The 16,337-nt window shown below is 56.7% G+C and carries 15 protein-coding genes; 5 read left to right on the top strand and 10 right to left on the bottom strand.

Going from position 1 to position 16,337, the window contains the following annotated elements; translation table 11 throughout:
- Nucleotides 1-71 precede the first annotated feature (71 nt).
- On the top strand, nt 72-1,067 hold the full coding sequence (gene ubiU / locus L972_RS00620; RefSeq protein ID WP_047434357.1) for a ubiquinone anaerobic biosynthesis protein UbiU: 996 nt from the start codon (nt 72-74) through the stop codon (nt 1,065-1,067).
- 11 nt (nt 1,068-1,078) lie between these two features.
- The gene (locus L972_RS00615) at nt 1,079-1,951 is read left to right on the top strand and encodes a U32 family peptidase (RefSeq protein ID WP_047434355.1); all 873 of its coding nucleotides are present in this window, start codon (nt 1,079-1,081) and stop codon (nt 1,949-1,951) included.
- Nucleotides 1,952-2,016: 65 nt separating this feature from the next.
- On the opposite strand, the gene nlpI is transcribed toward L972_RS00615, so the two are convergent.
- From nlpI to queA, 7 genes are all read right to left on the bottom strand, one after another.
- Nucleotides 2,017-2,961, bottom strand: a complete 945-nt coding sequence (gene nlpI, locus L972_RS00610; protein ID WP_005351017.1) for a lipoprotein NlpI — start codon at nt 2,959-2,961, stop codon at nt 2,017-2,019.
- 90 nt (nt 2,962-3,051) lie between these two features.
- Complete coding sequence (locus tag L972_RS00605; RefSeq protein ID WP_047434351.1) at nt 3,052-3,420, bottom strand: rhodanese-like domain-containing protein; 369 nt, start codon at nt 3,418-3,420, stop codon at nt 3,052-3,054.
- Nucleotides 3,421-3,504: 84 nt separating this feature from the next.
- On the bottom strand, nt 3,505-4,452 hold the full coding sequence (gene secF, locus L972_RS00600; protein ID WP_005337322.1) for a protein translocase subunit SecF: 948 nt from the start codon (nt 4,450-4,452) through the stop codon (nt 3,505-3,507).
- 10 nt (nt 4,453-4,462) lie between these two features.
- A complete protein-coding gene (gene secD / locus L972_RS00595; RefSeq protein WP_005337324.1) occupies nt 4,463-6,316 on the bottom strand; it encodes a protein translocase subunit SecD in 1,854 nt (617 codons plus the stop codon).
- 18 nt (nt 6,317-6,334) lie between these two features.
- A complete protein-coding gene (gene yajC / locus L972_RS00590) occupies nt 6,335-6,670 on the bottom strand; it encodes a preprotein translocase subunit YajC (RefSeq protein ID WP_005337327.1) in 336 nt (111 codons plus the stop codon).
- 52 nt (nt 6,671-6,722) lie between these two features.
- Nucleotides 6,723-7,859: a tRNA guanosine(34) transglycosylase Tgt gene (gene tgt, locus L972_RS00585; RefSeq protein ID WP_005337329.1), complete on the bottom strand. Its 1,137-nt coding sequence runs from the start codon at nt 7,857-7,859 to the stop codon at nt 6,723-6,725.
- 74 nt (nt 7,860-7,933) lie between these two features.
- Entirely contained in the window at nt 7,934-8,986 is a 1,053-nt protein-coding gene (gene queA, locus L972_RS00580; RefSeq protein WP_021229691.1) for a tRNA preQ1(34) S-adenosylmethionine ribosyltransferase-isomerase QueA, read from the bottom strand.
- Between the two features lie 212 nt (nt 8,987-9,198).
- On the opposite strand from queA, the gene L972_RS00575 reads away from it, so the two are divergent.
- The 3 genes from L972_RS00575 (at nt 9,199) to ahpF (ending at nt 12,609) form a co-directional block, all read left to right on the top strand.
- Nucleotides 9,199-9,645: a CBS domain-containing protein gene (locus L972_RS00575; RefSeq protein WP_013723842.1), complete on the top strand. Its 447-nt coding sequence runs from the start codon at nt 9,199-9,201 to the stop codon at nt 9,643-9,645.
- A 692-nt stretch (nt 9,646-10,337) separates the two neighbouring features.
- Nucleotides 10,338-10,904: an alkyl hydroperoxide reductase subunit C gene (gene ahpC / locus L972_RS00570; protein ID WP_005337335.1), complete on the top strand. Its 567-nt coding sequence runs from the start codon at nt 10,338-10,340 to the stop codon at nt 10,902-10,904.
- Between the two features lie 124 nt (nt 10,905-11,028).
- Nucleotides 11,029-12,609, top strand: a complete 1,581-nt coding sequence (gene ahpF / locus L972_RS00565; RefSeq protein WP_047434343.1) for an alkyl hydroperoxide reductase subunit F — start codon at nt 11,029-11,031, stop codon at nt 12,607-12,609.
- Between the two features lie 136 nt (nt 12,610-12,745).
- Here the strand turns inward: ahpF and L972_RS00560 are convergent, their stop codons facing one another.
- From L972_RS00560 to L972_RS00550, 3 genes are all read right to left on the bottom strand, one after another.
- The gene (locus L972_RS00560; protein ID WP_005337338.1) at nt 12,746-13,462 is read right to left on the bottom strand and encodes an SIMPL domain-containing protein; all 717 of its coding nucleotides are present in this window, start codon (nt 13,460-13,462) and stop codon (nt 12,746-12,748) included.
- 56 nt (nt 13,463-13,518) lie between these two features.
- The gene (locus L972_RS00555) at nt 13,519-14,079 is read right to left on the bottom strand and encodes a hypothetical protein (protein ID WP_047434337.1); all 561 of its coding nucleotides are present in this window, start codon (nt 14,077-14,079) and stop codon (nt 13,519-13,521) included.
- Nucleotides 14,080-14,165: 86 nt separating this feature from the next.
- The coding region (locus L972_RS00550) for a type I secretion C-terminal target domain-containing protein (protein WP_156127034.1) at nt 14,166-16,337 on the bottom strand (2,172 nt) is incomplete at its 5' end.

Here is a 16,337-nt window from a genome sequence, read left to right as displayed (position 1 = left end):
AAAAGCGGGAGTGCATGGCTGCATACAATCAGGGCTCGTTTGCCCTTCATATGCACTCTCGGAGCGTACCAATGGAATTACTCTGTCCGGCAGGCAGTTTGCCGGCACTGAAAACCGCCGTGGATAACGGGGCCGATGCCGTTTATATCGGTTTCAAGGATGACACCAATGCCCGCCACTTTGCCGGTCTCAACTTTACCGACAGCAAACTGGAGAAGGCGGTAGATTATGTGCATCAACATGGTCGCAAGCTGCATATTGCCATCAATACCTTTGCCCATCCCGGGGCCGATACTCGATGGAAACAGGCGGTTGATCGCGGGGTGGCCCTCGGCGCCGATGCGTTAATCATCGCCGATCTCGCCGTGCTGGAATATGCCAGCCGCCACTACCCCGAGATGGAACTCCATGTCTCGGTGCAGGCCAGCGCCACCAATGCCGCCGCCATTCGCTTCTATCAGCAGCAATTCAATGCCACACGGGTGGTGCTGCCCCGGGTGCTCTCCATGCATCAGGTCAAGCAGCTGGCCCGCGAGACCGATGTTGGCCTAGAGGTGTTCGCCTTTGGCAGCCTCTGCATTATGGCCGAGGGGCGCTGCTATCTCTCCTCCTACATGACTGGCGAGAGCCCCAACACCGTCGGCGCCTGCTCACCGGCCAAGTTCGTCCGTTGGGAAGAGACCCCGAATGGTCTCGAGTCGCGGCTCAACGAGGTACTGATCGACCGCTATGGCCCGGGCGAAAATGCCGGTTACCCGACCCTCTGCAAAGGGCGTTTCGACGTGGATGGCCAGACCTACCACGCGCTGGAAGAGCCCACCAGTCTCAATACCCTGGGTCTCCTGCCCGAGCTGTTCAAGACTGGGATCCAGTCGGTCAAGATTGAAGGGCGCCAGCGCAGCCCCGCTTATGTGGAGCAAGTGACCCGGGTCTGGCGTGCAGCCATCGATGCCTATCAGGCCAATCCCGAGGCCTATCAGGTTAAAGCTGAGTGGGATGCCCAGCTAGCCCGCGTCTCCGAAGGTAGCCAGACTACCCTCGGCGCCTACCATCGTCAGTGGCAATAAGGAGTCCACCCATGCAATTTTCTCTCGGGCCTCTGCTCTTCTACTGGCCCAAAGCCGATACCGAAGCCTTTTACCATGCCGCTGCCGACAGTCAGGCCGACATCATCTATCTGGGGGAGACCGTCTGCAGCAAGCGGCGCGAACTCAAAGTCGATGACTGGATTGCGCTGGCCCGTCAGGTGGCCAGCTCCGGCAAGCAGGTGGTGCTCTCGACCCTCGCCCTTATCTCCGCCCCTTCCGAGCTCAAGGAGGTGAAGCGGCTGGTCGACAATGGCGACCTGATGGTCGAAGCCAACGATCTCGGTACGGTGCAACTCGCCTGGGAGGCAGGGATCCCCTTCGTCTGTGGTCCCGCCATCAACGCCTATAACGCCGATGTGCTGCGCATGCTGCTCAAACAGGGGATGAAACGCTGGGTCATGCCGGTGGAGCTCTCCCGTGACTGGCTGATCCAGCTCAATCAGGATCTGGGCCCCCTGCGCGACCAATTTGAGGTGGAGGTGTTTGCCTACGGCCATCTGCCGCTCGCCTACTCGGCGCGCTGCTTCACCGCCCGATCCCTCGACAAGCCCAAGGACAACTGCGAGCTCGCCTGCATCAACTACCCCACCGGACGACTGGCCAACAGCCGCGAGGGGCAGCGGGTGTTCAATCTCAACGGGATCCAGACCCAGTCCGGTTACTGCTACAACCTGGGTAACGAGCTGGCTGGTATGGAAGGTCTGGTAGATGTGGTCAGGCTTTCGCCGCAAGGGATGGAGACGCTGGAGATGCTGGCCCGCTTCAAAGCCAACCGGCAGGGCAATCAGCCCCTCGTTCTGCAGCAGGATCGCGATTGCAACGGCTACTGGCGCCAGATCCCCGGTATGAGCCTGGTGGAGTAAACCCGCCATTCGCCCAACAAAAAGGCCTCATCGCGAGGCCTTTTTTACAACTATCTGGCAGTGCTTCAGGAGGGCTGATCCCCCTTGTTACGAGCGCTCTGGGCACCAGGCGGCAAGGGTTTGCGCGCCATCAACTCCAGCTCCAGCAGCGCATAGCGGTGCTCGATAAAGTCATAGACGTTGTTGGATAAGGCCAGCTTGAAGTAGCTGATGGCTTCCTTGCGGTTGCCTTTGCCCAACTCGAACTTGCCCAGATAGAAGTAGGTTTCACACAGGCGCTCGGCAAGCTCCCGGTTATCCTTCACTCCTTTCACCACGTTGCCCATCAGCTGGGAAGCGTTGATCTCGCCGGTATAGAGGCGAACCAGATCCCAGTTCCAGGCATCGTCATCGTACTTGTTGAGACGCTCGCGCATCCGGCTCATGGCGGCCGACGGGTCGAGTTTCTGCTCGGCCAGATAGAGCCAGATCACCCGATAGGGGTCTTCCGGCTGCGCCTCGTAGAAACGCTTCATATCGGCCGCGGCCAGTTCGGGACGGTTGCCGTAATAGAGGGCGATGCCACGGTTGAGATAGGCATAGTCATAGTCCGGCGCCAGTTCGAGGGCGGAATCGAACGCATCATAGGCTTCGTCGTAATTCTGCTGCTGTACCAGATAGACGCCGATGAAGTTGTAGGCCTCGGCGAAATCTGGTTTCTCCCGCAGGGCACGGTTGAAATCGAGCCGCGCGAGGGAACGCAGACCAACCCGATCAAACACCACGGCACGCTCATAAAACAACTCTGCCCGTTGCTCGGTGGTCAGTTCCATTTCACTGAGCATCTGCCCGAGTCGGGCGAGCGCCAGCTCACTCTGGTAGGAGACCTGCAGGGGGGTCGCCAACACCAGTGAAGCAGGCTGCGGCTTGGGAACCTTGGGGGTGTTAACCTGACTGCTACTGCTGCAACCCCACATGGGAAGCAACAACAGGATACCGAGGAGGTATCCAATCCCTTTCCTGACGTTCAATGAACACTCCGACGCTTACGCTTGACCCCGCATATGGTAAAGGTCAACAGCTGCTTTGTCATGTAGCTGTGCCCCTCTACCTCAAATAAATCAGGATTCGACAGGGTATCCGGCATCGCACCAACCGCGAAACCCGCCGTCGACGCTGATCACCTTGCGATAACCCATCTGTTGCAGGCTGTCCGCCGCCAGAATGGAGCGAAAACCACCACCACAATAGAGGTAGAGCTCGGTCTCGAGATCCGGGAACTGGGTCTCGATATCCCGCTCAATCACGCCACGACCCAGATATCGGGCACCGGGCAGATGGCCTTTGGCCCACTCGCTCTCTTCCCGCACGTCGATCAGGTGAAACGTGCGCCCTTCGTCCTGCCAGCGCTTGATCTGGTGAACATCGGTTTCGGTGATGCGGGAGCGGATCCCGTCAACCAGCGCCAAAAAACGGGGATTGTGATGCATGACAAACTCCTGTTGTTTAAATCATGTGCGTCAGCAAACGACACGCAGAGATAAGAAAAGAGCGCCATGAGGCGCTCTTCACTGTTACGGCAGGATTTCCTGTTGGTCCGCACCCTCTTTCTCTACCTGGGTGGGCAGCATGTGCTCGCGCTTGACGCCGAGGAACATGGCAAACGCACTCGCCACATAGATGGAGGAGTAGGTACCGAACGCCACACCGATCACCATGGCCACGGCAAAACCGTGGATCAGCGCACCGCCCTTGAGCAGCAGCGCCAGCACCACGATAAAGGTAAGGCCGGAGGTGATGATGGTACGACTCAGGGTCTCGGTCATGGAGAGATCCAGAATGTACTCGGTATCCCCTTTACGCACCTTGCGGAAGTTCTCCCGCAAGCGGTCGAACACCACGATAGTATCGTTCAGGGAGTAACCCACCAGGGTCATCAGTGCCGCCAGTACGGTCAGGTCGAACTCGTACTGGAAGTAGGCAAAGACACCCAGCGTGATCACTACGTCGTGCACCAGGGAGAGAATGCCCCCCAGCGCCAGACGCCATTCGAAACGCACTGCCACGTAGGCCAGGATACAGAGGATGGAGGCCAGCATGGCCAGCGCACCGTCTGTCGCCAGTTCATCACCCACGGAAGGGCCGACGAACTCGACGCGTTTGAGCACTGCGCCCTCGTCGAGCTGCTTGGCCGCCGCCAGCACTTCGTTACCCTGTTGTTCTACCTTGACCCCCTCTTTCGGGGTCAGGCGGAACAGCACGTCACGGCTGGAGCCAAAGTGTTGCAGGGTTGCCCCTTCAATCTTCTGCTCTTCCAGAGCGTCATGGATCTTGTCCAGGCTCACCGACTGCTGGAACCCCACCTCGATAGTGGTACCACCGGTAAAGTCCAGACCCCAGTTCAGCCCCCGATCAAACAGGAAGAACAGGGCTACCACCATCAGCACGGAAGAGAAAACCACACCCGGCTTGGCATAGCGCATAAACGGGATCGGTTTTTCAAAATGTAGAATCTGAAACATCTCTCTATCCTCAGATGGGCAGCTTGTCGATACGCCGTCCACCCCAAGCCAGGTTGATAATGGCACGGGAAACTGTGATGGCAGTAAACATGGAGGCGGTCAGACCAATGCCCAGCGTCAGGGCAAAGCCCTTGATGGCGCCAGTACCGATACCGAACAGGATCACGCAGGTGATCAGCGAGGTCACGTTGGAGTCGGCGATGGTGGAGAATGCCCGATCAAAGCCCAGATGGATGGCCTGCTGAACACCACGACCGTTGCGGATCTCTTCACGAATACGCTCGTAGATCAGCACGTTGGCATCCACCGCCATACCCAGCGTCAGGACGATACCGGCGATACCCGGCAGGGTCATGGTGGCACCAGGGATCATCGACATGATGCCGACAATCAACACCAGGTTCATACAGAGCGCCAGGTTGGCAACCCAGCCGAACGCGCGGTAGTAGATCCCCATGAACAGCACGATCACCAGCATGGCCCAGCCGATGGCTTCCATACCGCTGTCGATGTTCTGTTGACCCAGGCTCGGGCCAATGGTGCGCTCTTCCACGATCTGGATCGGGGCGATCAGGGCACCGGCACGCAGCAGCAGCGCCAGGTTGTGGGCTTCGTTGGCATTGTCGATACCTGTGATACGGAACTGGCTGCCAAGACGCGACTGGATGGTGGCGACGTTGATCACCTCCTCCTGCTTGCGGAACTTGCGCTTACCATCCGGACCCGGTTGACCGACCGGCTTGTACTCGATGAAGACGGTCGCCATCCCTTTACCGACGTTGTCCTTGGTAAAGTTGGCCATCTTGTTGCCACCTTGGCCATCCAGCTTGATGTTGACCTGGGGACGGCTGTACTCATCGAAACCGGACTGGGCACCCACGATGTGGTCACCGGTCAGGATCACCCGCTTTTGCAGCACCACGGGACGACCGTTGCGATCGTTGTAGACCTTGGAGCTGGGCGGGACACGGCCGTCGGCCGCAGCCTGGATGTCGGCAGTCTCATCGACCATGTGGAATTCCAGGGTCGCGGTTGCACCCAGGATCTCTTTGGCGCGGGCGGTATCCTGAATACCGGGCAGTTCAACGACAATGCGCTCGGCGCCTTGCTGTTGTACCAGCGGCTCGGCCACGCCCAGTTCGTTGACCCGGTTACGGATGATGGTGATGTTCTGCTCGAGGGCGTACTTCTTCACTTCCTTGATCTTGGCTTCGCTCAGACCAGCCAGCAGGATGAACTCATCCCCTTTCTGCTCGGTAGTGAAAGTCAAATCAGGGTTCTGACGACGCAGATGAGAAACGGCGCGTTCCTGATCGGCTTCGTCACGAAAGATCACCTGCACCTGATCACCGACCCGGCGCACGCCGGAGTAACGGATCTTCTGGGTGCGCAGCTCGGAGCGGAAATCCTGCACCATCTGCTCTTGCTGCTTGGTCAGTGCTTCGGCCATGTCCACTTCCATCAGGAAGTGCACACCACCGCGCAGATCAAGACCCAGCTTCAGAGGCGCCGCACCGATGGCTTCGAGCCAGGCGGGAGTGGAAGGTGCCAGGTTGAGTGCGGTAATGAAGTTGTCGCCCAGCTTGTTGGCAACGATATCGCGCGCCTTCAGCTGGTCTTCGGTGTTCTTGAAACGGATCAGGATAAAACCGTGCTCGAATGCAGCATGTTTGACCGGGATCTTGGCCGCTTCAAGGGTCTCTTTCACCAGATCAAGAGTATCTAGCTTGACTTCGGCACCACGGCTGGCAGAAACCTGCAAAGCCGGATCTTCGCCGTAAAGATTGGGGGCTGCATATAGAAAACCGATGGCGATCACCAGGATCACCATCAGGTATTTCCACAGCGGATAGCGATTCAACACGCTGTGCTCCTTGGGAGATTAAAGGGACTGGATAGAACCCTTGGGCAGAACGGCAGAGACGAAGTCCTTTTTGATGGTGACTTGAGTCTGGTCGTTCAGGGCGATCACCAGGTAATCGCTGTCTGCAGCCACTTTGGCAATTTTGCCAACCAGGCCACCGGAAGTGAGCACTTCATCACCCTTGGACAATGAGCTCATCAGATTGCGGTGATCCTTGGCACGCTTGGCCTGGGGACGATAGATCATGAAGTAGAAGATCAGGCCGAATACGGCCAGCATGATGATCATTTCCATACCACCACCCTGTGCACCCGGTGCTGCGCCTTCTGCATACGCCTTGGAGATAATGCTCATTTAACAACCTCTTATTGATGTAGATTTAAAAAAACAAAATTATATGTTGTTGTTATTTAACGTCATTTTCAGCTAACGGAGGCACAGGCTTCCCTTGCCGACGGTAAAACTCTGTTACAAAGTCGTCTAATTTACCCTGCTCGATCGCGTCCCGCAAACCCTGCATCACACGCTGGTAGTAACGCAGGTTATGAATCGTATTCAGACGGGCACCGAGGATCTCGTTGCACTTGTCCAGATGGTGCAGGTAGCTACGGCTGTAGTTCTTGCAGGTGTAGCAATCGCATTCGGCATCCAGGGTGCTGGTGTCGTTGCGGTGCTGGGCATTGCGGATCTTCACTACGCCATCGGTGGTGAACAGGTGGCCATTGCGGGCGTTGCGGGTCGGCATGACGCAGTCGAACATGTCGATACCACGGCGCACCCCTTCCACCAGATCTTCCGGCTTGCCGACACCCATCAGGTAGCGCGGCTTGTCAGCCGGAATTTTCGGGCATACGTGCTCGAGGATGCGGTGCATGTCCTCTTTGGGTTCGCCCACGGCCAGACCACCGACCGCATAACCGTCGAAACCGATCTCCAGCAGCCCCTTGAGGGAGACATCCCGCAAATCTTCGTAGACCGAGCCCTGAATGATGCCGAACAGGGCGTTCTTGTTGCCCAGCGCATCAAACTTGTCGCGGGAGCGCTTGCCCCAGCGCAGGGACATCTCCATGGACTTGCGCGCTTCTTCATAAGTGGCCGGGTACGGGGTGCACTCGTCGAAGATCATCACGATGTCGGAGCCCAGATCGTACTGGATCTCCATGGACTTCTCGGGGTCGAGGAAGATCTTCTCGCCATTGATGGGGTGACGGAAGTGGACGCCCGCTTCGGTGATCTTGCGAATATGGCCCAGGCTGAACACCTGGAAACCACCGGAGTCGGTCAGGATCGGGCCCTGCCAGTTCATGAAATCGTGCAGATCGCCGTGGGCACGCATCACTTCCTGACCCGGGCGCAGCCAGAGGTGGAAGGTGTTACCCAGCAGGATCTGGGCGCCGGTTTCACGCACTTCTTCCGGGGTCATCCCCTTGACGGTGCCGTAAGTCCCGACCGGCATAAAGGCCGGCGTTTGTACCACACCACGTTCGAAGACCAGTTGACCGCGACGGGCACGGCCGTCGGTGGTTTTCAGTTCAAATTTCATTGCTACCTCGGCTGCGTCAGATAAACAGTCTGACAATAGGAGGGCCGCGCACGGCCCGGTAAATAAGCTGAAGCTTATGCTTCAACCTGGCGACGGGTGACGAACATGGCGTCCCCGTAGCTGAAGAAACGGTACTGCCCGGCCACGGCTGCCTGATAGGCCGCCATCACGTTGTCATAACCGGCAAAGGCGCTGACCAGCATGATCAGGGTCGACTCCGGCAGATGGAAGTTGGTGACCATGGCATCGACAATCTGGAACTTGTAACCAGGGAAGATGAAGATATCGGTGTCACTAAAGAAGGGCGCCAGCGGTTTGCCCTGCGCCAGGGTGACCTTGGCCGCGCTCTCCAGCGAACGGACCGAGGTGGTGCCAACGGCAATCACCCGACCACCACGGGCACGGGTGGCCGCGATGGCATCTACCACCTCTTGCGGCACTTCCGCATACTCGGAGTGCATGTGGTGATCTTCAATCTTCTCAACCCGCACCGGCTGGAAGGTCCCCGCCCCTACATGCAGGGTGACGAAGGCCGTTTCAACCCCTTTGGCCCGAATTTTCTCAAGCAGCGGCTCATCAAAGTGCAGGCCGGCGGTCGGCGCGGCGACGGCGCCCGGCTTTTGATTGTAAACGGTCTGGTAGCGCTCCTTGTCGGCATCCTCGTCGGGACGGTCGATATAGGGGGGCAGCGGCATGTGGCCGATGGCCTCCAAAATTTCCAGCACCGGACGCGGGTCGAGGAAGTGGATCTCGAACAGAGCGTCGTGGCGGGCGCGCATCTCTGCCTCCACACCACCATCCATGATCATCCGGGTGCCGGGCTTGGGCGCCTTGGAGGCCCGGACATGGGCCAGCACGCTGTGCTCGTCCAGAATGCGCTCGACCAGTACCTCCAGCTTGCCGCCGCTGGCCTTCTGGCCAAACATGCGCGCCGGAATGACACGGGTGTTATTGAATACCAGCAGGTCACCCGGATTGAGCTGATCCAGCACATCCACAAATTGACCGTGGCGCAGGGCGCCAGTTTGACCATCGAGCTGCAACAGGCGGCTGGCGGTACGCTCTGCCATCGGATAGCGGGCAATCAGCTCGTCTGGCAGATCAAAATGAAAATCGGATACTTGCATCTTTCACCTCGGGGGGAATCGGCGGCTAGTCTAGTTATCCCCATCTTCCAAGGCAACCCAAAAGACCAAAAACCCAAGAGAGACAAGGGGTAGCGAGCAATATTGAGACACACCTCCGGTTAATGATTCTTTAATGTTCTGTATTGACCCTGATCATGTTTTGCCAGTTGGGGCTGGGCTAGGGTGAAAGCAGATACACAAGGAGGCCCACCATGATGACCCTATCCGAAATCATGACCGAACATCCCTTCACTCTGGGTCCGTCAAACAGTGTCAAACAGGCGATGGACCTGATGCAGCAGGAGCGGATCCGCCACATTCCCATCGTCGACGAGCAGCATCACCTGCTGGGGTTGGTAACTCTCACCGATATCCTGGCCACCCGGGAATCCAAGCTGCTGCTCATCAGCCCAGAGCGGGAAGCCGAATTTACCGACAGCGTGCAACTCGACGAGATCATGACACGGCAAGTGGCGAGCGTAGATCCTCACGCCGGCATCAAGGAGGCAGCACTCTACCTGCAGCGCCACAGATATGGCTGCCTGCCGGTACTCAAAGGACGCAAGCTGATCGGCATTGTCACCGAGTCGGACTTTATTGCCGTGGCCATCAACCTGCTGGAATTGATGGAAGAGCAGGAACCACCTACCGACTTTTGACAGACCAACCTGTAATTAAATTACAATAAAAGCGTTTTCAGCCGTCTAAATAAGCTGAAATGATGAAACACTTTCATTTTGATTGAAAAATTACACCAAATGCTTGCCTTGTGATCTGCGTCACACTATCATCCCTCTCATGCAATAGTTGCCGAGGGGGAGACGAGGGATTGTGCACCCATTATCTTCCTCTCATATGTCTGCAAGTTTGCACACCCCGTAGTTAGTCTTTGCTGTAAAGCATTTGTTTATATAGCCATTCCTTGTTTGATGACCCGGCCCTGTCGTTGCGATAGCGCCGGGATTTTTTTATCTGCGCTTTTCGGCTTCCCCCTTACCAGCACATCCCCCATCGCTGCGAGCAGCGGCCTCAATCTCCTGCGCCACCTGTTTGCTCCACCGTTTATCTCATCGCGTCATCGTGGCTCTGCACACCCCTTCTCATGCCTTGAAAAGGCGATGTAGCGCACAGATATTGAACCACGACAAGGAGTTATCTCAGTAGGCCAGAGATATTCATGTTAGGTACAGCCATAGTGAGCTATCTAATAAGTAGATTTAAGCGATTCAAAATTGCGGCTTTTATCGATTAGCGGAAGCCCCTATGATGAATCCATCGAAAGTTAAGCGCCTCGTCTGGCAAGACTCTTCAACACCAGACCGGCATATGTACATCACCAAGGAGCAATTACATGTCTACCTACATCAACACTGAAATCAAGCCGTTCAATGCTACCGCCTACCACAATGGCAAATTCGTTCAGGTGTCTGACGCTGACCTGAAAGGCAAGTGGTCCGTGGTCTTCTTCTATCCGGCTGACTTCACCTTCGTTTGCCCGACCGAGCTGGGCGACCTGGCTGACAACTACGCTGAATTCCAGAAACTGGGCGTCGAGATCTACTCTGTCTCTACCGATACCCACTTCACTCACAAAGCATGGCACGACACTTCTGACACCATTCAGAAGATCCAGTACCCGATGATTGGTGACCCGACTGGTACCATCACCCGCAACTTCGGCGTGATGATCGAAGAAGCTGGTCTGGCTGACCGTGGTACCTTCGTGATTGACCCGCAGGGCATCATCCAGATCGTCGAGATCAACGCTGGCGGCATCGGCCGTGACGCACTGGAACTGCTGCGCAAAGTCAAAGCTGCCCAGTACGTTGCCTCCCACCCGGGTGAAGTGTGCCCGGCTAAATGGAAAGAAGGCGAAGCCACTCTGGCCCCGTCCCTGGACCTGGTAGGCAAGATCTAAGCCTCCCGCTTCCAAGACCGGCCCGCATAAGGGCCGGTTTTGTTTCCGGCCCCAAGCAAAGGCGCCGGTCTGCTTTACGGCTTACATCTCACGCCGACCCGCAATCACAAGAAGGAATTCGAAGATGTTGGATACCAACCTCAAACAACAGCTGAACACCTATCTGCAGTACATCGTCAATCCCATCGAGATCAGCGTGTCCGGCAACGACAGCGACAAATCTGCAGAGCTGCTGGCACTGGCCAGCGAGATCGCCGAGATGTCCCCCAAGATCACCCAGACCTCTGGCACTGCCGCTCGCAAGCCTTCCATGAGTGTCGCGCCGCAGGGCCAAGCCCCGCGCGTTCACTTTGCCGGCATCCCCATGGGTCATGAATTTACCTCTCTGGTGCTCGCCCTGCTGCAAAGCGGCGGCCACCCTTCCAAGGCCGATGCGGCCGTGCAGGAGCAGATCCGCAATCTCAAGGGTGAGTTCCACTTCGAGACCTATATCTCCCTCTCCTGCCACAACTGCCCGGACGTAGTACAGGCCCTCAACCTGATGGCGACCCTGAACCCCGGCATCACTCACACCATGATCGACGGCGCCCTGTTCCAGGAAGAGGTCAATGAGCGTCAAATCATGGCGGTACCGAATGTCTACCTGAACGGCCAACCGTTCAGCCAAGGGCGGATCTCGCTGGAAGAGATCGTCGCCAAACTTGACACAGGTGCCGCCGAGCGCAAGGCTGCCGAGCTGAATGAGAAAGATCCCTACGATGTGCTGGTCGTGGGCGGTGGCCCGGCTGGCGCCGCAGCGGCCATCTATGCCGCTCGTAAAGGCATTCGCACCGCCATCGTTGCCGAACGTTTCGGTGGTCAGGTGATGGACACCGTCGGCATCGAGAACTTTATCTCCGTGCCCTATACCGAAGGCCCCAAGCTGGCCGCCAGCCTGGAGCAGCACGTCAAAGAGTACGGCGTGGAAGTGATCACCGAACAGCGCGCCGCCGCCATCAGCAAAGATGGGTATGTGAACGTGGATCTCGCCTCTGGCGCCACCTTGAAGAGCCGCGCCGTGATCCTGGCTACCGGTGCCCGCTGGCGTGATCTGAACGTGCCGGGCGAGCTCGAGTACCGCACCAAAGGCGTGGCCTACTGCCCGCACTGCGATGGCCCCTTCTTCAAGGGCAAGCGAGTGGCGGTGATCGGTGGCGGTAACTCCGGCATCGAGGCAGCGATCGACTTGGCTGGCATCGTCGAGCATGTGACTGTGGTGGAGTTCGCCGACACCCTGCGTGCCGATGAAGTGCTGCAGAAGAAGGCTCGCTCTATGGGCAATATCGACATCATCATGAGCGCTCGCACCACCGAAGTGATCGGTGATGGCAGCAAGGTGGTCGGTATGGACTACGAAGATCGCACCACCGGTGAGATTAAACACCTGGCGGTGGCGGGGATCTTCGTCCAGATCGGCCTGGTACCGAACACCGAGTTCCTGAAAGGGAGCGAGATTGCCCTGACCCGCTTTGGCGAGATCGAGATCGATACCAAAGGGGCGACCTCCCTGCCCGGCGTCTACGCCGCAGGGGATGCCACCACGGTACCGTTCAAGCAGATCATCATCTCCATGGGTGCTGGCGCCACCGCCGCACTGGGTGCGTTTGATTACCTCATCCGCAACCCGGCTCCTGAAGCGACCCAGGCTGATGCTGTGACCGCCTGATAAACCCAGCGCAACAAAAAGCCGACGCTCGATTAAGTAAACACGAGCGTCGGCTTTTTTATATCTGCATCGATGCGCAATAAAAACCCCGCAGCAAATGGCGGGGTTGTTCATGACTGGACTTAAACGACGGGCATCACTCCAGCAAGAAAACAGCCTCGATATTATCACTTACCGTGATCTGCTGTTGTTGATAGCTGTTGTCCGCCATATCCGCCGCAGGTGCAGCCATCGCCATGGCCTGCACCACTTTCAGGTTGCGGCTGTAGGCGGTAATGGGCGAAGCATTGCGGTACTCCACACTGTAGACCTTGCCAAGCTTCATCCCGAACGCCTTGGCCAGAGATTCAGCCTTGGTTTTGGCATCCTCAACGGCATTCAGACGGGCCTGCTCCTTGATGACCTGCGGCGATTTCAACCCGTACTCAATCTGGGATACGGACTCCAGCCCGGCTTTGAGTGCGGTATCCATCAGGGGGCTCAACTTGTCGAGCTGATAGAGCTTCACCGCCAATTGCCGCTGGGCACGGTATCCCAGCAATACCGGTTTCTTGTTCTCGCCATACTGATATTCCGGAGAGACCATCAGGTTACCAGCCTCAACATCGCTGCGCTTGATCCCCAGCCCTTCCAGTTGGCTGAAAAAGGCTGCGACCTTGGTATCGACCTGCTGCTTGGCCTTGAGGCCCTGCTTATCCAGTGCACTCACCGCCACATTGAGGGTGAGCATATCGGGTTCGGTCTTCTGCTCGGCATAACCGCTCACCACCAGATGGGGCGCTTGCGGCACTTCAATCGCCAGCAGCGGAGCACTGACAACCAGAGCGGAAAGAGTAAGAAGGGGACGCCACATAGAAAAAAACCTCAATCGGAAAGATTGAGGCCATTATGCCCGTGCAGCTACGGGATTCATATATCGTGCAAGGGGGGGAGTTGATCCAGTATCTGATTGGTCAGATCGAGACTAATGGTGACCATGCTGCCGGGATCCTGGCTCTGGTTTGCCATATCCAGCGCAGGAGCCGCGCCACAGACCAACACCTCATCATCGAAATGGAACGAGTCCCACGACAGAACGTGTCCTTGCACCGCCTGTCCGATATTGGTGCCACCACTATCCTCCTCCATCGCAGACCAAGGGATGGTATCAGATGGTCCTAGCAAATCTTGCAACAACGGAGAGTGAAAACTGGCCAGCGGATACTCCTGCTGCCCCTGATGATGGCCAACCAGAATCATGTTATGGGCAGACTCGGTATCCATGACCGGCACATAAGTGATAGAGGCCGTAGCGAAGTCAACATAGAGCGAGCCCGCTACATCACCGGCCTCATTCTCAATCTCCATCCCATCCAGTCGATCCCCCGAGATCGAGGCCTGATAGCCAAACTGGCCTGCGCAGGTAATGTTCCCCTGCCCATCCCAGCTATAACGGATGCCATCAATGTCGACCCAGTTGAATGACTGCATGATTACCCCTCTCCTCTACTGCCGCTATCTTATCCATCCCCTTGAGGAAAAAACAGGGGCCAGGCAAGCCCGGCCCCAAGACAAGGTTACGGATCAACCTTCAAGTTACCGTCATCCAGCAACTTCTGAATAATCTGCAAGTCACTGTTACCCAGGGTCGTCAAGTCAATACTGTCAAACTTTATGACGTGGGTGGTTCCTCCATTCGTACCATCCAAATCAATAGTCAATGTTGATTTGTTTGTGCCTGGCCCATCACTACTGAAATTGAGGTACGCATCAAGCGAACCAGAGTTGGCATGTTCGCCAGTGAGCAGCTCGCTTATATCCAGTACATCTCCGCCAGTGCCGGTGGTGAAGTCTTTGATGACATCCACACCACCGATATCACCCGCCCCCCACTTAAAGGTGTCTTTACCGCCTCCACCTGTCAGGGTGTCGCCATCAGCACCACCAAGGAGCAAGTCATCGCCGCCACCACCGCTCAAGATGTCGCTTCCAACCAAACCGCTCAGTACGTTGGCATTGCCATCCCCCGTCAGACTGTCGTTGAACATGGAACCCACCAGATTTTCCATATTGCTCAGACTGTCAGTACCCGCACCACCGGTCGCCTGATTATTACCATTGACCTTAACAGTGACACCGGCCGTACTATCGATGTAACTGGCCGTGTCGTTGCCAGCACCACCGTTCAAGTTATCGTTGCCTGCACCGCCAACAAGAATGTCGTTGCCCTCGCCACCATTCAAAGCGTCGTTACCGGCACCGCCCAGCAGAATATCATTTCCAGCATTGCCGTTGAGCGTATCCGCCCCCGTCCCGCCGATGAGGATCTCGTCCAGATATCCTCCTGTGAGCGTTGCCCCGCTTTGAACATCCACGAAGACCTTGGCCGTATCTGTGGTCGAGCTATTGGTGTAGTTGAATGACCCTTCGTAGCTACTGGGGGTTGCGCTGCCAGAGGTATCATCGAACGTCACCGAACCCGCGTTATCTGTCACTGTTCCGCCAACGGCCCCAGAAACACCCGTAATAATCTGGGTCGCAGCCAGCGGCCCGGTATCATTGACAAGCAGTGCCCAATCCGGAACGGTTACAGGGTCCTGGTTGGTGATGATGAAATCATCACGCACCGCAGTGGGACCAACCGCTGGCCTGATAACGATGGCCAGGGTGCTGGACGCTGTGTCCCCGTCCTTATCGGTAACGCTATAGCCCACGACCTGGTTTATGCCCCCTGCCGGTATAGCAGACGGCGGAGTATAGGTATACGCCCCGTTGTCCATATCTACCTTGAGGGTGCCGCCAGCCAGCGCAATCATCCATTCGTTTGTTGATTGGTTAAAGGTCCCAACCGACGTATCGCCAGATGGGGTATCCGTGTTCTGGTTGTAGGTATACGTTATCCCCCCAACAGTAATGGAGCTGAGCCAGCCACCATCCGCCCCGGCACTGGCCACTATGCCATTGATTATTTGACCCGCCAGCGGTGGCGCCACAACGGTACTCAAAAGCGTAGCGGCCAATTGACTGAAATCAGTCACAACCACAGCGGTTGTATTCGCTGGGCTCGCGCCGCTGACACCATTGTAAGCGATGGGATCAAGTGCAGACTGGGTAGATCCCGAGCCCATCCCTAGCGCAAAGGAGTTAATATTGTTCGCTTTAAGGAAATCAGCCCAATCTTTGGTTTCTCCACTCAGTGTCGAGCCGTCACCATCAATGCCATTGCCACCACCAAGGGAGTTATCTCCATCCAGGACAGAAGCGGCTGAGCCACTCAATGCGTTCGCTGTAGGCTGACCATCTGACATAAAATAGGAGACATTTTGTGCGTTAATCTGCCTGCCTGTATCGCCAAAGGCCTTGATCGCCTCATTTAGAGCATCGTCATAGTTAGTACCACCTGATGGTTGCAGCCCCAATATGGTCGACTTGGCCACATCCACATTGACCCAGATACTGGTTGGGTTAGTAGCAGAGGATGCAAATGTGATGATATTGACCATAACGGTGCCATAGGCACTGTACTTGTCGAGCAACTCCAAGGCAGATTTTTGCATCACCTGCATCCGGGTCATGCCTTGATAGCCCGATGGATCACCCATACTGCCGGAAATATCGAGGATCAACATCAGGTTGGTATTTTGCACCTGAGTGGCCTGACCCGTGTTAGTTGCTACCGATGCAATCGGACCATCGTCGTTGAAACGTACCTGACCCGAAATATCTGCTGTCGTACTCTGCACGGTGTC

This window comes from Aeromonas sp. ZOR0001 (genome assembly GCF_000801015.1).
Taxonomy (GTDB): domain Bacteria; phylum Pseudomonadota; class Gammaproteobacteria; order Enterobacterales; family Aeromonadaceae; genus Aeromonas; species Aeromonas veronii.
This window is presented reverse-complemented; position numbering and strand designations above follow the sequence as displayed.

Coding starts and splice junctions, on each gene's coding strand:
- ubiU (WP_047434357.1), top strand. CDS start 72: ATGGAATTACTCTGTCCGGCAGGCAGTTTGCCGGCACTGAAAACCGCC.
- L972_RS00615 (WP_047434355.1), top strand. CDS start 1,079: ATGCAATTTTCTCTCGGGCCTCTGCTCTTCTACTGGCCCAAAGCCGAT.
- L972_RS00605 (WP_047434351.1), bottom strand. CDS start 3,420: ATGCATCACAATCCCCGTTTTTTGGCGCTGGTTGACGGGATCCGCTCC.
- secF (WP_005337322.1), bottom strand. CDS start 4,452: ATGTTTCAGATTCTACATTTTGAAAAACCGATCCCGTTTATGCGCTAT.
- yajC (WP_005337327.1), bottom strand. CDS start 6,670: ATGAGCATTATCTCCAAGGCGTATGCAGAAGGCGCAGCACCGGGTGCA.
- tgt (WP_005337329.1), bottom strand. CDS start 7,859: ATGAAATTTGAACTGAAAACCACCGACGGCCGTGCCCGTCGCGGTCAA.
- queA (WP_021229691.1), bottom strand. CDS start 8,986: ATGCAAGTATCCGATTTTCATTTTGATCTGCCAGACGAGCTGATTGCC.
- L972_RS00575 (WP_013723842.1), top strand. CDS start 9,199: ATGATGACCCTATCCGAAATCATGACCGAACATCCCTTCACTCTGGGT.
- ahpC (WP_005337335.1), top strand. CDS start 10,338: ATGTCTACCTACATCAACACTGAAATCAAGCCGTTCAATGCTACCGCC.
- ahpF (WP_047434343.1), top strand. CDS start 11,029: ATGTTGGATACCAACCTCAAACAACAGCTGAACACCTATCTGCAGTAC.
- L972_RS00560 (WP_005337338.1), bottom strand. CDS start 13,462: ATGTGGCGTCCCCTTCTTACTCTTTCCGCTCTGGTTGTCAGTGCTCCG.
- L972_RS00555 (WP_047434337.1), bottom strand. CDS start 14,079: ATGCAGTCATTCAACTGGGTCGACATTGATGGCATCCGTTATAGCTGG.